Annotated in this window: 13 protein-coding genes; 10 read left to right on the top strand and 3 right to left on the bottom strand. The window is 63.8% G+C overall.

Features of this window, described 5'->3' with window-relative positions; all coding sequences use genetic code 11:
- Positions 1-366: 366 nt before the first annotated feature.
- Genes ACLRGI_RS04015 through ACLRGI_RS04005 form a run of 3 tightly spaced genes read left to right on the top strand, consistent with a single transcriptional unit; the run spans position 367 to position 4161 of the window.
- Positions 367-1233: a TnsA-like heteromeric transposase endonuclease subunit gene (locus ACLRGI_RS04015; RefSeq protein WP_419200404.1), complete on the top strand. Its 867-nt coding sequence runs from the start codon at positions 367-369 to the stop codon at positions 1231-1233.
- Complete coding sequence (locus tag ACLRGI_RS04010) at positions 1221-3308, top strand: TnsB C-terminal domain-containing protein (RefSeq protein ID WP_419200403.1); 2088 nt, start codon at positions 1221-1223, stop codon at positions 3306-3308. Before ACLRGI_RS04015 ends, ACLRGI_RS04010 begins: the two co-directional genes overlap by 13 nt.
- The gene (locus ACLRGI_RS04005; protein WP_419200402.1) at positions 3301-4161 is read left to right on the top strand and encodes an AAA family ATPase; all 861 of its coding nucleotides are present in this window, start codon (positions 3301-3303) and stop codon (positions 4159-4161) included. Before ACLRGI_RS04010 ends, ACLRGI_RS04005 begins: the two co-directional genes overlap by 8 nt.
- A 154-nt stretch (positions 4162-4315) precedes the next feature.
- Here the strand turns inward: ACLRGI_RS04005 and ACLRGI_RS04000 are convergent, their stop codons facing one another.
- Complete coding sequence (locus ACLRGI_RS04000) at positions 4316-4687, bottom strand: hypothetical protein (RefSeq protein WP_419200401.1); 372 nt, start codon at positions 4685-4687, stop codon at positions 4316-4318.
- Positions 4688-5176: 489 nt separating this feature from the next.
- Between ACLRGI_RS04000 and ACLRGI_RS03995 the strand changes: the two genes are divergently transcribed.
- The 6 genes from ACLRGI_RS03995 (at position 5177) to ACLRGI_RS03970 (ending at position 11754) form a co-directional block, all read left to right on the top strand.
- Positions 5177-8161, top strand: coding sequence for a Tn3 family transposase (locus ACLRGI_RS03995; protein WP_419200400.1), 2985 nt, complete (start codon positions 5177-5179; stop codon positions 8159-8161).
- A gap of 14 nt (positions 8162-8175) precedes the next feature.
- Positions 8176-8856 (top strand): plasmid pRiA4b ORF-3 family protein, encoded by a 681-nt coding sequence (locus ACLRGI_RS03990; RefSeq protein WP_014923361.1) that lies wholly within the window; start codon positions 8176-8178, stop codon positions 8854-8856.
- 140 nt (positions 8857-8996) lie between these two features.
- Complete coding sequence (locus tag ACLRGI_RS03985) at positions 8997-9467, top strand: hypothetical protein (RefSeq protein WP_419200399.1); 471 nt, start codon at positions 8997-8999, stop codon at positions 9465-9467.
- 155 nt (positions 9468-9622) lie between these two features.
- Positions 9623-10264, top strand: coding sequence for a DUF305 domain-containing protein (locus tag ACLRGI_RS03980; protein WP_051025147.1), 642 nt, complete (start codon positions 9623-9625; stop codon positions 10262-10264).
- An 83-nt stretch (positions 10265-10347) separates the two neighbouring features.
- Positions 10348-11220, top strand: coding sequence for a F510_1955 family glycosylhydrolase (locus ACLRGI_RS03975; protein WP_419200398.1), 873 nt, complete (start codon positions 10348-10350; stop codon positions 11218-11220).
- A 123-nt stretch (positions 11221-11343) separates the two neighbouring features.
- The gene (locus ACLRGI_RS03970) at positions 11344-11754 is read left to right on the top strand and encodes a four-helix bundle copper-binding protein (protein WP_419200397.1); all 411 of its coding nucleotides are present in this window, start codon (positions 11344-11346) and stop codon (positions 11752-11754) included.
- Between the two features lie 52 nt (positions 11755-11806).
- On the opposite strand, the gene ACLRGI_RS03965 is transcribed toward ACLRGI_RS03970, so the two are convergent.
- Positions 11807-11983, bottom strand: coding sequence for a hypothetical protein (locus tag ACLRGI_RS03965; RefSeq protein WP_014923366.1), 177 nt, complete (start codon positions 11981-11983; stop codon positions 11807-11809).
- Between the two features lie 356 nt (positions 11984-12339).
- Here ACLRGI_RS03965 and ACLRGI_RS23410 point away from each other — a divergent pair, with 356 nt between their 5' ends.
- Positions 12340-12516 carry a hypothetical protein gene (locus ACLRGI_RS23410; RefSeq protein WP_503409117.1) on the top strand — a complete coding sequence of 59 codons (177 nt, stop codon included), beginning with the start codon at positions 12340-12342 and terminating at the stop codon, positions 12514-12516.
- A gap of 145 nt (positions 12517-12661) precedes the next feature.
- Here the strand turns inward: ACLRGI_RS23410 and lgt are convergent, their stop codons facing one another.
- A complete protein-coding gene (gene lgt, locus ACLRGI_RS03955) occupies positions 12662-13618 on the bottom strand; it encodes a prolipoprotein diacylglyceryl transferase (RefSeq protein WP_419200396.1) in 957 nt (318 codons plus the stop codon).
- Positions 13619-13778: the final 160 nt, after the last annotated feature.

The following is a 13778-nucleotide window of genomic DNA, read 5'->3' as shown; positions in this document are numbered from 1 at the left end:
CACGTCCCGCTGCCAGTCAAAGCACGGGAGTAGAAGTAGATGCGAGAACTCCCGTCTCCTGATGTTGTTTGCCAGGACAGTTGGCCAATTGACAAGCTAGTTGGCCAAACTTGCCAAGGGTCTGGCCAGCGCAGGCCCTGCGGGCCGCAGGATGCGGCGATCTGACGGCGGCGTCTAGAGGCTCGATCAACATCGTCCATCGAAGACGTGTTCGAGCGTTGCATGCCAGGTCGCTTGATAGACCTCGTCGATCTCGCACGCGACTCGAGCGCGGCCGGTTGGATTTGGCGCCTGCGTATCCATTAGCATCGAACGCATGTTCGACTGTTCGGGGTGGGTGCGTGCCTCATTTGAGGCGCCGCCGGAATGGCCCGCGATGGTGTTCTCAATCCGTTCCGTTTCCCTGAACGGGCGGAACGGGCGGGCGCAATGATGAGCACGGCCCCTGGCGCCGGAGTGTTGCTGACACGGTCGGAGACCGGGCTGGATGCCATCCAGTGGCGCGGTCCTGATAAGAGGATCTTCACGGCTCCTGTCACGCGCGGGCTGCTCACACAGCCGGTCATAGAGGCCCTGCCGATCCGGGTCGGAGGGCAGTGGCAGAACCGCCCCAACCGGCATGGATTATATTTCTGGGAGCGCACGGGACGGCATCTTTGGTACGAGAGCGCGCTGGAGCTGGCGTGTCTGCTCGGACTGGACTTCGAGGGCTCGGTCCAGGGAATCGCGTCGCAGCCGTTCCGGATGCTCTTCCGCGCCGGGGCAAAGTCCGTTCGCCACGACCCGGACTTCTTCGCGGTCCACCGCAACGGCGACCAGGTCGTCTACGACGTGAAGCCGCGGGCGCGTATGAGTTCCCGGGTCTCTGACCAGTTCGAGGAATCCTCCCGGGTCTGCACGTTGGTGGGCTGGCGGCATGCGGTCCTGCACGAGCCTGATCCGGCCGTCGCGGCCAATCTCGACTCCCTGCGAGGTGCCCGGCATGCCCGGAACCATCCGGGTGAGGCGGTCTTCGGTCAGATCCTGAACGTCTTCGAGGGCGGACGCGCGATCGGGGAAGGCAGGGAAATGGTCAACCGCCGCTTCCCGGCGCTGGCGATGCCGCCGATCAAGCACCTGATCTGGCACCGGTCCCTCGAGGTCGACCTGACCCGGCGGCTCGACTTCGATTCCATTGCGACGACTGACATCGACGCGATCCGTTCGCCCGAGGAGGCATCGTGCTGCGTCTGAATCTGGGAGATCTGCTCACCTGGCGGGGAGAAGAATACGTTGTGGCAGCCGCGAGGCCCCACACGGCGATGCTGCGCCGGATCGCGGGCAACGACACGGTCTGGATCGACATCGTGGCACTGGCCGACGAACTGATCGTCACCGATCCCGTGGCTCCTTCAGCGACCGATCCGCACGGGGCAGGCAAGCCGGCCAACGAGGACGGTGACTCTCTGGCTGTGCTGGGCACGCTCACGGGCGAGGAGCTTGCGGCGGCCCGTTGGTGGGTGCCCCACCTCAACGAGGTCATCTCCGGCATCCCCGACCCGGACGATGCGAACTTGCTGCCCCGCTCCGGGTATGAAACCGGGAGGAAGACTGACCGTCGTGCGCTGAAGGTGCTCGAACTGAACGCAGCCGGGCACAAGGTGAGCGCACGGAGCCTTCGCCGAAAGGAGCGTCAGTACCTGCTTCACGGCGTCCACGGGCTCGTGGACCGACGCGCCCTGGTCGCGCCCCAGGCGATCCCCTCTGTCGATGACCGCATACGGGAAGCGGTCCTGGCGGTGCTTGCCGCGACCAACGGTACCTCGACGGTGTCGGTGACGACATTGATTGACAAGGCCCGCGCCTATGTCGCCCAGCGCTACCGGGGCCAAGAGGTGGAATTCCCCTCGGCGCGAACGATGCGGCGCGTCTTCGCCGCCTATGACCACCGCGGTCTGGCCACCGGCAAGGCAACGTCCCGGCGAAGCGAGGCCAACCGCCACGACCGGGGGCCACGACCGGTTGCGGCCGTGACCCCCGGGCAGGTGGTCGAGATCGACTCCACGCCGGTGAACGTATGGGCTCTGATGTCCGACGGCAAGCCGGGCCGGGTGCACCTCACGGTGGCCGTGGACGTGGCCACCCGCAGCATCCTGGCCTTCGACATCGTCCCGGTCTCCACCAGTGGGGTCGAGCACGCGGATCTGCTGGCGCGGATCCTGCGCCCGCGGCAGTGCCGCCCCGGAGCCCCGGATTACCTGCGCCTGGACAAGTCGCAGACACTCCCCTCAGCAGCGATGATCGCCGCCGACGAACGGCAGCGCGGCGCCCTCGCGCTGCCCTATATCGTTCCCGAAACGATCACCACAGACCGCGGCAAGGACTACCTCTCGGAGACCTTCGTGTCGGCCTGCCGTCACTTCGGGATCAGCGTCGTCCAGGCACCGCCGCACTCCCCGACGTTCAAAGGACACGTCGAACGCGTCTTGGGAACGATCGACACCATGTGGATGCAGAAACAGCCCGGCTACGTCGGCAACAGTGCGGCCAACCGCGGCGAGATCGACCTGGGCGAACTCCGAACCGTCCGCGAGCTGCAGGAGTCATTCGAGGAGTGGTGGGTCCGTGTCTACCAGAACCGGCCCCACAGTGAGCTGCGCGATCGCGACGTGCCCTCGAGGATGTTCACGCCCAACCAGATGTACGCCGCTTTGTTCGACGCCGGCGCCGGCATCCCGGTCCCTCTCGATCAGGGGACCTACATCGCGCTGATGCCCGTGGAGCGGCGCACCATCCAGAACGACGGAATCCATGTCGATAACCTCACCTACTGGCACGACGACCTCCCCCGGCTCCGGAAGCTGACCCCGCCTACCCGAGACGGGAAATGGGAGGTCCGCAAGGACCCCTACGACAACGACCGCGTCTGGGTTCAGGACCCGAAGACCAATCAATGGCTCGAGTGCATCTCGGAGAGCTACCGGCTCGCCAGCTACCCGTTCGCCTCCGCCCTGCGCCTGCTTCGCAGCACCCCGCCTGTTGACGATGCCGCCGGCGAGGCCTGGGCCGTCGGCGAGCTCGGCCGGCAGACAGCCCTGAAAGACCGGAAGAAGGGCCGCAACGACGAGAAGAGGCGTGCGGTGCTCGCCCGGCAGCGGCGCGACGACGATCCGAGGCCCGGACCTGTCCCGGCCCCCGATCCGGCCCCCGCCGACCCCACAGCCATCACCGTCAGAACCCCTGGCCACGCTGCCACCGAGGACCAGGGCAACGGTTCTCCCGGCGACTTCGCCCTCGTGCGCACCGGCGACAGGTTCTGGAATGACTAACCAGGCTGCCGCGACGGCATCGAAGAACACCTTGACCGGGATGCGCCGCCTCATCGACTTCGATCTGGACGAGCCTCCGACGCTGTCCCGGGCCGCCTACGAGGCGCTCTCCCCCGCCGACCGCGCGGCCCACGATGAAGCGCGCCTACGCTGGTTCGGCTCCGGCTTCCTTTTCGGCACCAAGGCCACCACCCATCTGCTGCGCAGCGTGCGCGGCTACCTCCTCATGCGCGACCCCGACGTCGTCGGAAGCCAACGCATCATAGTGCTCACCGGGCCTGCGAACGTCGGGAAGTCCACGACTCTCCTGCAACTGGCCAAGGAGGTCGAGAGCCACGCCGGTCGCCGCTACCCCTCTTTCCGCGCCGACGGCCGCGCGCCGGTTGTGCTCATCGAGATGTCCCCGGGTGCCACGCCCAAGGGCGTCGCGGCCTCGATCCTGGACTTCTTCGCCGTGCCCTACCGGACCCACGACACCCACCAGAAGATGATCAGGCACGCAGCCGAACTCATGATCCACCACCAGAGCTCGCTTCTGGTGGTCGACGAGTTCCAGATGGTTCAACTCGAAGGCAGACGCGGTGACGACGCCATCAACACCATCAAGTCGATCATCAACGCCACAGGCGTCGTCACCGTCCTGGCCGGCATCGACCTCGACCAACGACTCGGCAGCCGCGCCGCCGAGCAGCTCTCGCGCCGCCCGGCTCGGAACCCTCCACGAACTCACCAAACTCGCGCCCGTCGCCATTATTGCCGAAGCCCTGGGCTACTCCCCCAAAACTATCGAAAGACACGCCACCAACGCAGCTTCCACATACATGCGCTATATGCCGCCCAGCAGGGCGGGTGAGTTACTCAGGCTCGCGAATAACCGTGCATGCCAATTAATACTGCAGCCCTACGGCCGCCTGCCTCCGCCATCTTGACGACCCCACCCGAGGGTTGATTGGCGGATGAGCCTGCGTTGCCGCAGGGCATCAAAAGTGAACTCGCGATTGTGCCGCTTATCTGGCTTTGCCGGCATCCCATCCGTCGTCGCTTTCCAGATTTCTTAATTTTTCTACGAATGTCTCGGACCGCAGCTCAGGATGGTCTGCGGTCACGGCTTCGATCTGGTCCGCGATGGTCCGCCACGCGCCAGCCATCCAAACCGTCGGATCCGCGCCGTTTTCTCGGAGAAACGCATCGAGCGCCGACTGGCGGTATGCCAAACTCGGGTCCCGTTCCTCAGCGACAGGGCCACGACCAAGTGCATTCAGGCTCTCCAGCACCTCAGCGCTGACACCGTAACCGACTAAACCGCTCAGGTAAGCTGCGGCTTCGGTGCTCGTCATCGTTTTGTCGGGTGCCGGGTCATTCATATCGTTCGCGTCCATCAAGCTCAATCCGATGCATGGAATACTCTCCGGCGAGCGTACCACTGGCCTGGAAGCGGTCACGCGTACAGCCGAAATGCTTCGCTGGAGCAGCCCTCTTGGCGCCCACTGCCAGCCCGCCTACGGCATGCGGAAGAAACAATGACGCCGGCGCGAGCCGCCGTCTTCTGACGATTCCACCAGGAGAACAGATCCAGGGGACGGAGGAGGGAACTCCCGTCTCACGAATAACCGTGCATGCCAGTTAACAACGGGAGTTGCAGTAGCTGCGAGAACTCCCGTGCTTTAGCCCCACCCACCGCTTATCGGACAGTCCCGGATTGAGATTGGCGAAGTCCGCGCTCTGGAGGAAAACCTCATCCATGTGCGACGACGACGCGATGAAGCGGTCCGATAGGACGCTGTGGTTTAGGACGTGGGCATGTATGACCAGACTTTGTAGCCCTCATAGGCCCGGTACTCCTGAAGGTGTCTTCAGGGGCAATCTAGATGTGGTTGAGTTCTGGTATGGGCCTTGAGCTGACGAGTGAACTTCTTGATTCGTGGACGCTGGTTGATGACGATGTGGCATTGATGGCGCGGAAGTCAGGAGCGACTCGGGCGGGGTTTGCTGTGTTACTGAAGTTTTTTCAGCAACATGCCAGATTTCCGGTTGGGCCTTCTGACCTTCCGCTGGGAGCTTTGAACTATGTTACGGCACAGATTTCTGTTCCCATCGATGCGCTGGCTCCTTACTGGGATGGGCGCTCAATCAAATACCACCGGGCCGAGATCAGGTCCCATTTTGGATTCCGTGAGTTCACTTCCGCTGATGAGGCCGCGCTGGCTGGGTGGTTGGCGGAGAGGGTTTGCCCGTCGGAGGGTCGTGAGCCTGCGCTTGTGGAGGCTTTGCTGTCACGGTGCCGTCAGGAGCGGATTGAGCCGCCGGGACGTGCGGGCAGGATTGTTGGCGCTGGCCGGGCGTTGTTTGAGCAGCGCCTGTGTGCTGATGTCCTCAAGGTTCTGGGGCCGGACGGTGCGGCTGGGCTGAAGGCTCTGATCGCTGATAGTGCAGCCGGTTCTCTGTTGTCGGTGCTGAAGGCCGATCCGGGCCCTGCTGGTTTGGAATCGTTGCTGGCAGAGGTGGAGAAGCTTTCAGCAGCCCAGGCTCTTGATTTACCGGCTGGTCTGTTTGCCGGGGTGTCAGAGAAGGTCGTGAGTGTCTGGCGGGCGAGGGCGGCCCGGATGTATCCATCGGATTTTCAGGACGCGCCGGCGCCGGTGCGGTTGACGCTGTTGGCGGCGTTGTGTCATCAACGGACGGCGGAGATCGCTGACAGCCTGGTCGATTTGCTGCTCGTGCTGGTGTTGAAGATCAATACCGGCGCGGTGAGGAAGGTCGAGAAGGAACTCACCGAGGATCTGCAAAGGGTGCGCGGCAAGACGGCTTTGCTGTTCACACTGGCCGAGACGGCCGTCGCATGCCCGGATGAGACGGTCCGGGAGGCCGTGTTCCCGGTGGTGAGCGAGAAAACCCTGCGGCAACTGGTCCAGGAGGCAAAGGCCAACGAGAGCGTGTTCCAGGGCAAGGTGCGGACCGTGTTGCGGGGTTCGTACTCGAATCATTACCGGCGGATGTTGCCGGCACTGCTGTCCGTGCTGCGGTTCCGGTGCCATAACACGGCGTTCCGGCCCATCATGGATGCCATCGCGTTGCTGGAACGGTACGCGGATGCTGGAAGTAGGAGCCAGTTCTTCGCGCCCGGAGATGTAGTCCCGGTTGCGGGTGTGGTGCCCAAGTCCTGGGAGGGCGCTGTCCGGGACGAGAAGGGCAGGATTGAGCGGATCCCTTACGAGCTTTGCCTGCTCGTGTCCTTACGGGACGCATTGCGCCGTCGTGAGGTTTTCGTTGACGGGGCCGGGAAATGGCGGGACCCGGAAGAGGACCTTCCCCAGGACTTCGACGCTTCCCGTGAGCTCCACTACGAGGCCTTGCGTAAGCCGCTGGACCCGGCCAGGTTCATTTTTGATCTTCAGTCCAGAATGAGGAGGTCACTGGAGCAGCTGGATAACGGGCTGCTGGCCGATACCACCGGCGGGGTGAAGATCACCAGACGCCGAGGGGCGCCGTGGATAAGGGTACCCAAGCTGGCGAAGCTCGAAGAGCCAACGAATCTGGGCAAACTCAAGGACGAGGTCCTGGCACGGTGGGGCACCCTGGACTTGCTTGAAGTCCTCAAGGAAGCGGACTTCCTGACCGGGTTCACCCAGGAATTCGTTTCCGTGGCCTCCCGTGAGGTCCTGGACCGTGAGACCCTTCGCAGGCGTTTGTTGCTCTGCCTGTTCGGACTCGGTACGAACATGGGCATCAAAGCCGTCACTGATGCCGGCGGCCATGGAGAGAACGAACGGGAGCTACGCCACGTCCGCCGGACATTCATTACGAAGGACAATCTGCGCCAGGCGATCGTGAAGGTCGTCAACGCAACGTTCGAGGCCAGGAACCCTGACTGGTGGGGTGAAGGGAATGCCTGTGCGTCGGATTCGAAGAAGTTCGGCTCCTGGGAATCGAACCTGATGACCGAATGGCACAACCGCTACGGCGGTCCCGGAGTGATGATCTACTGGCACGTGGAGAAGAAATCGACCTGCATCTACTCGCAGTTGAAGAACTGCTCCTCCTCCGAGGTTGCGGCGATGATCGAAGGAGTCCTGCGCCATGACACCGAGGCGGAGATCGAAGCGAACTACGTCGACACCCACGGCGCCTCGATTGTCGGGTTCGCGTTCACCGAACTTCTGGGGTTCAAGCTGTTGCCGAGGTTGAAGAACATCGGGTCGATCCGCCTCTACCGGGCCGGCAATGAAGAAGCCTACGGGGAAATCAACCCTGTGCTGTCCAGACCGATCAATTGGGAGATCATCGCCCAGCAATACGACCAGATGGTCAAATACGCCACGGCCCTCAAGCTCGGCACGGCCGAGTCAGAGACAATTCTGCGCCGCTTCACCAGGGGCGGGCCGAAACACCCCACCTACCAGGCTCTGGAGGAACTGGGCAGGGCCGTGCGGACGATCTTCGCCGCCGACTACCTCGCCAGCGAAGACCTGCGACGCGAAATCAATTCCGGACTGCAGGTGGTGGAGAACTGGAACAGCGGCAACGACGTCGTCTTCTATGGGAAGAACCGGGATCTTACGGGCCCGGACCGTGAAACGACCGAGGTGTCCATGCTCGCCCTGCACCTGCTCCAATCCTCCCTGGTCCTGGTCAACACCCTGCTGTTGCAAACCGTGCTCGAGGTCCCGGAGTTCAACGAACTGCTCGAACCCGAAGACCGCAGGGGTCTCACCCCGTTGTTCTGGACCCATATCAACCCCTACGGACGATTCACCCTCGACATGACGACCCACCTGGACCTGGGCCGGATATCTGCGGAACCGGATGAGAGTACGCGCGGTAACAACCGCTTGGCCCAAGCTGCTGCTTTGTAATGGAAAGGACCCCTATGGCCACGAATGAGAGATCCACACCAAGAGCCAAAGGCAAGCTTTTGCGCGCGCGAGTCCACATCGTCGGTAGTAAGCCGAAGATCTGGCGGCTTTTCGAAGTCGATTCCAGCCTCTACCTGGACGAATTCCACGACGTCCTGCAGGTGATCATGGGCTGGGAAAACTCCCACCTGCATTCCTTTACCGAACGCAATCCGAACACTCCGGGCCGCGGACGCACACAGGCCCGGTCTTGGGCGCCGGTCTATGTCAGGGCAGAAGATGATGAGGGCTGGTACCTGCCCGAAGAAACAGCCCGGCTAGGGAAAGTCCTCAACGAAGGCTCAACCCCGCTGTTCTACGAATACGACTTCGGCGACGGCTGGCTCCACCGCATCGACTGGATCGAAACCATCAGGAAAACCAGCGACGACGTCCATGCCCGGGTGATCCGTGGTAAGCGGCGCTGCCCCCTGGAGGACTCCGGCGGAATCGGCGGCTACGAAGACCTCATCGCCACTCTGGCCGACCCTCATGCCGTCGATGAATCAGACCGCGAACACGTCCAGGGGCTGCACGAATGGGCCCAAGGAACCGCGCAACGATCCGGCGGAGAGGAAACCTTCGACCCCGCACACTTCAACGCGGACAAAGTCAATGAAGAACTCCGCCAACTCTTCACACCCGAAGGAAGCTAATCAAGTGTCTGGTTGGGGTCTACGGGACTATCTCATTTACGCTGTATCCGGCATTGAACAAGAGGCTCTGAACCGGCAGGAGTACCCCTGCCGGTAGACTTAAGGGTCTGAACAATCCGCACGGAAGGGAGGAAAATGTTGTGAGCTCACCATCTCGTGGACTCTTCAGCGCGTTCTTCCTTCGTGCAGGCTTCCTGATGGCGGCCCTGGCCATCATCGCCGGAATGTTCGGAATGCACATCATGGCCGGGGCACAGCACACCAGCGCCACGCACAGCATGCCCACAGCAGCCGCCGGGCCATCGCTGGAATCGCAGAGTATGCCGGCCGGTCACTCCAATGCACCGGGAGAATCCGCGGACGGCGCTGCAGTTGGCGCAGCGGCACCTGGCTCGTCTTCGTCCTGCGGCCCTGACGGGTCCTGCCCCGAGATGTCCGCCGGCGGCAACGCCTGCGTGCTGTCCCCGGGAAGCACATCGCTCACTGCCCCTGCCCCGGGAACAGCACCCTATGCCTTACCGGACTTCGGTGCGGCGGCCGCGGCCGGTACCCGCTATTCCTACTCACCGGCCAGCCCCTCTCCCGGTGACCTCTGTATCAGCCGGACGTAAGCCAGCACGACGCGCCGTGTCCTTACCGGCGCAGCTTCAAGCTACATCGGCACGCATAAAACAGGCCGCCCCCGCTTAGGGGACCGTCATGGCGTGCAATCCCAAGGCGCTACACGCCGCTGATACCTTTGAGGACCCTGATTTCCATGATGAAGATGAAAAAGACCCTGACCGTTTCCGCTGCCGCGATCGCAGCAGCAATCGCCCTCGCCGGCTGCGCCGCCGCCACAGAAACCGGAAGCCCGGCGACCAGCAGCATGCCCGGCATGAACCAAGGCAACTCGGCAATGCCATCGGGTTCAGCGCCGGCAACCTCGGCCGCAGCTTCGGCTGAGTTCAACGACGCGGACACCATGTTCGCCCAGATGATGATCCCGCACCACACGCAGGCCGTGACGATGAGCGAGACCATGCTCAAGAAAGACGGCATTCCCGCACCCGTGACGGACCTGGCCACCAAGATCAAGGACGCGCAGGGACCGGAAATCGAGAAGATGACCGGCTGGCTTGAAAGCTGGGGACAGCCCACCGCGATGCCCACCAACATGCCTTCCAGTCACAGCATGTCCGGGATGATGGGCGAGGAGGACATGGCAAAACTCGAGGCCGCACAGGGCACCGAGGCCGCCAAACTCTTCCTCACCCAGATGATCGCCCACCATGAAGGCGCCGTCATGATGGCAAAGACCGAAAGCACCGACGGCAAGAACGCCGACGCGGTCAAGCTCAGCAAGGACATCGTCGCAGCGCAGGAAGCCGAAATCCAGGAAATGAAGGACCTGCTGGCAGGTTTCTGACTCCCGCTGATCAGCATCCGGGCACCGTGGCCCTCCGGGGCCGCGGTGCCTGCCCCATCTCCTCCCCGACATCTGGAGTTTCCATGCCCTTCCCAATCCCCAACCGTTCATTCACCGCAGCCCTGACGGCCGGTGTCCTCGTCCTGGCCCTGGCCGCCTGCACCCCGCCCAACGCCCCGTCGACCGGAGCATCCCCTGCGGCAACAAGCGGGCTGCCCGGCACCCACATCCACGGACTGACCGTCAGCGGCGACAGCAGCCAGGTGCTGATGGCCACCCACGACGGCCTGTTCGACGTCACCAAGGAACCGGCCATGAAGATCGGTGCCACCAACGACCTGATGGGCTTCACCCCCGGCAAGGACCAGGGCAGCTTCTACGCCTCCGGCCACCCCGGCCCGGGATCAGACCTGCCCGAGCCTCTCGGGCTGATGAAATCCAGCGACGGCGGCAAGACCTGGGAACCGCTCTCCCGGCAGGGCGAATCGGACTTCCACGCCCTCACCACAACCAGATCCGGAATCATCGCCTACGATGCGGAACTGCGAACCAGCCCCGACGGGAAGACCTGGAAAACAGTCGCCGCCGGTTTCGCCCCCGCCGCCCTGGCCGGGCACCCCGACAGCGACACCGTGCTGGCCACCACCCAGGAAGGAGTGCAGCGCTCGACCGACGGCGGCAACACCTGGACCCTGCAGAAGCAGGCCCCGGTCATCCAGTTCGCCACGTTTCCCCGCCCCACCGAAGCCGTGGGCGTTGAACCGGACGGCACCGTGCACTATTCCTCCGACGCCGGCGCGACGTGGACACGGAAAGGACGGATCGACGGACAGGTGCAGGCCATAGCCGCCGCCAAGGGCGCCGACGGAAACCTCTCGGTCTGGGCAGCCACCGCCGAGGGAGTCCTCGTCTCCACTGACGGCGGGGCCACCTTCAGGTCCGCCAACGCATCCTGACTCCTGACATCGGGGACGGGCGGAGGCCACGGAGGGGCAGACACGTGGCCTCCACCGGTCTAGGGTAGGGCCGGAGGGCCGGTAACAGCCGGCTGCCTCGTCACCGATGACAGGAGCAGGATCATGACCCACCACATCAGTGCAATGATCGGCGCGCACCCCAAAGGGGCGGGCAGCCTGGACAAGGAGAAGCTGGCAGAATGCATCGCCGCCTGCTTCGAGTGTGCCCAGACCTGTACGGCCTGCGCCGATGCGTGTCTGGGTGAAGACATGGTCGCCGACCTCGCGGTGTGCATCCGCACCAACCTGGACTGCGCCGACATCTGCGCCGCCACCGGCAACATCCTCACCCGGCTAACCGGCGCCAACACCGAGCTGACCCGGGCCGCGCTTCAGGCCTGCCGGACCGCCTGCGCCGTCTGTGCCGAGGAATGCGAACGCCATGCCGGGATGCACGAGCACTGCAGGATCTGCGCGGAAGCCTGCCGCCGCTGCGAAAACGCCTGCGCAGCCCTGCTCGAGTCGATGGTCTGAAACCCCCTAGCCCGGACGCCTCTGCACATTCAACCACCCAAATGGCTTCGTATTAGGCGGTCGTCGGCTCCGGACTCAGCCCGGCCATGGTGACTGTGACGAGCCGCAGGACCGCGTCCGCGCTGCTCAGCCCGGCCGCTGCGCTCATGGCATGCAGACAGTATCCGGCGAGCTCGTCGGCAGCGACGTCAGTGCGGAAGATCCCTGCGCCGGACCCCTCGGCCAGCATCTCGGCCAGGAATGCCTGGAGGTGCTGCTGGGCCCGGCCACGTGTGAACCGTGGTGCAGCCGGGCGTCCTGGTCGCCGCCATGTTTGGAGTGCCTGATCAGCCCAGAGGCTTTCAGGACGGACTCATTATCCGGTCCGGGCCGCCTGGGGTGCTGTCCCTGACCTGGGCCACGTGATCCAGGTGGGCTTGGACCTGGCGTTCGTGCCAGACATCCAGAACCGCCTCCACGTCCGGGAAATACTTGTACAGCGTGGCCCGCCGGACCTGCAGCGCGACGCGCTCCTGGCCGCCGGGACCGGCGCGGATTCCCTTTACGAGGACAGGGCCTCCGGGAAGAAGGGGTGGCCGCCCCCTATTGGCCGCCTGCCTCAAGGCCCTCCGGCTTGGGGACACCCTGGTCGTCTGGAAGCTCGTTTGCGGGATCTTTGCCGCCCTCTCGGAATTTGAACGCGAACTCATCTCCGAACGCACCATCGTCGGACTGGCATCCGCCCGCGTCCGCGCCGTGACGGCGGACGCCCCTACAACATGACCCCCGCTGCTTGCCCGGTCGTACCGCCCTCGAAGTGCCTGAAGTGCAGGCATCGATATGAGCACGACGGCCGTGAACCCAACAGCGGCAGTGGTGTGCAGACCAAGGTGAAGGCAGGACCGCCATCAGCAGCACCATGTGGTCCTCACGGCACGTGGTGGCGATTCCCTTTGCCGTCCGTTTCGTCGTGCTTCCCAGGATCGTGCCCGTTTGCGAGAGTATCGAAGCCATCAATGGAACCGGCGCTTTGAGCCGTTGATGCGGACCGCGGACGGGATCTGAGGACCAGGAAGACAGCGAGGCCGGCAAGAAAGAGCAGAGCGGAAACCCAGGTGTTCACGCGCAGGCCCAGAATGGTGTTGGCGTAGTCGGAGCGCATCAGTTCGAAGACAAAACGGCCGGCGGTGTACAGGACGACGTAGAGGGCGAATACTGAGCCGGCCCCGAGCTTGTACCTGCGGTCCAGGAACACCAGCAGCGCTGCGGCAGCCAGGCACCACAGTGACTCGTAAAGGAACATCGGCTGGTAGTATCCCAGGATCTCCGGTGTTCCGTCGGCGGTGACCACGGCCTGGCCGGTGGCCGGGTTCATGGTGTGGATCTGGAGTTTCCAGGGCAGGTTTGTCGGCTCGCCGTAGAGTTCGTTGTTGAACCAGTTGCCCCACCGGCCCATCGCCTGGGCCAGGAGCAGGCCGGGTGCGGCGGCGTCGGCGAATGTTGCCAGGCGCACGCCGGTGCGCCGTGCCCCAATAGCGGCGCCGGCCAGACCGAGGGCGACGGCGCCCCAGATTCCGAGACCACCCTCCCAGATCCGGAAAGCGCCCCACGGGTCTTTGCCGGGCCCGAAGTACAGCTGGTTGTCTGTGATGACGTGATAAAGCCTGCCGCCGGCGATGCCGAATGGAACAGCCCACATGATGATGTCCATGGCCTGCGCCGTCGTGCCGCCCCGAGCCCGGAAGCGGCGGGCTGTCAGCCAGGCGCCTATGACGATGCCTGCCAGGATGCAGAGGGCATAGAAACGTATCGTCAGCGGCCCGACTTGGACGGCGCTGAGCGTCGGCGACGGAATAAAGAAGCCGGGCAGTACTGAAGGTTGCATGGGAATCTGTCCCTTATTAAGGAGAAGAGGGCCATCACGCCCTTCTTGATCGTAATCGCAAAGGCAGCGGATGCTTGATCGGTACACGTTGATCCGTGTTGCCGGGGCGGGTGTCCCCGGCTTACTGCAGGCATCATTGGGAGGATTCCGGCGGGAGAAT

Origin of the sequence: Paenarthrobacter sp. PPS72 (assembly GCF_048537125.1) — a bacterium.
Taxonomy (GTDB): domain Bacteria; phylum Actinomycetota; class Actinomycetes; order Actinomycetales; family Micrococcaceae; genus Arthrobacter; species Arthrobacter nitroguajacolicus_E.
This window is presented reverse-complemented; position numbering and strand designations above follow the sequence as displayed.

What these genes read in the sequence shown, in the direction of transcription:
- ACLRGI_RS04015 (WP_419200404.1), top strand. Translation starts at nt 367, where the DNA reads ATGGCCCGCGATGGTGTTCTCAATCCGTTCCGTTTCCCTGAACGGGCG.
- lgt (WP_419200396.1), bottom strand. Translation starts at nt 13,618, where the DNA reads ATGCAACCTTCAGTACTGCCCGGCTTCTTTATTCCGTCGCCGACGCTC.
- ACLRGI_RS03995 (WP_419200400.1), top strand. Translation starts at nt 5,177, where the DNA reads ATGTGGTTGAGTTCTGGTATGGGCCTTGAGCTGACGAGTGAACTTCTT.
- ACLRGI_RS03970 (WP_419200397.1), top strand. Translation starts at nt 11,344, where the DNA reads ATGACCCACCACATCAGTGCAATGATCGGCGCGCACCCCAAAGGGGCG.
- ACLRGI_RS03990 (WP_014923361.1), top strand. Translation starts at nt 8,176, where the DNA reads ATGGCCACGAATGAGAGATCCACACCAAGAGCCAAAGGCAAGCTTTTG.
- ACLRGI_RS03975 (WP_419200398.1), top strand. Translation starts at nt 10,348, where the DNA reads ATGCCCTTCCCAATCCCCAACCGTTCATTCACCGCAGCCCTGACGGCC.
- ACLRGI_RS04000 (WP_419200401.1), bottom strand. Translation starts at nt 4,687, where the DNA reads ATGGACGCGAACGATATGAATGACCCGGCACCCGACAAAACGATGACG.
- ACLRGI_RS04005 (WP_419200402.1), top strand. Translation starts at nt 3,301, where the DNA reads ATGACTAACCAGGCTGCCGCGACGGCATCGAAGAACACCTTGACCGGG.
- ACLRGI_RS03965 (WP_014923366.1), bottom strand. Translation starts at nt 11,983, where the DNA reads ATGCTGGCCGAGGGGTCCGGCGCAGGGATCTTCCGCACTGACGTCGCT.
- ACLRGI_RS03980 (WP_051025147.1), top strand. Translation starts at nt 9,623, where the DNA reads ATGAAAAAGACCCTGACCGTTTCCGCTGCCGCGATCGCAGCAGCAATC.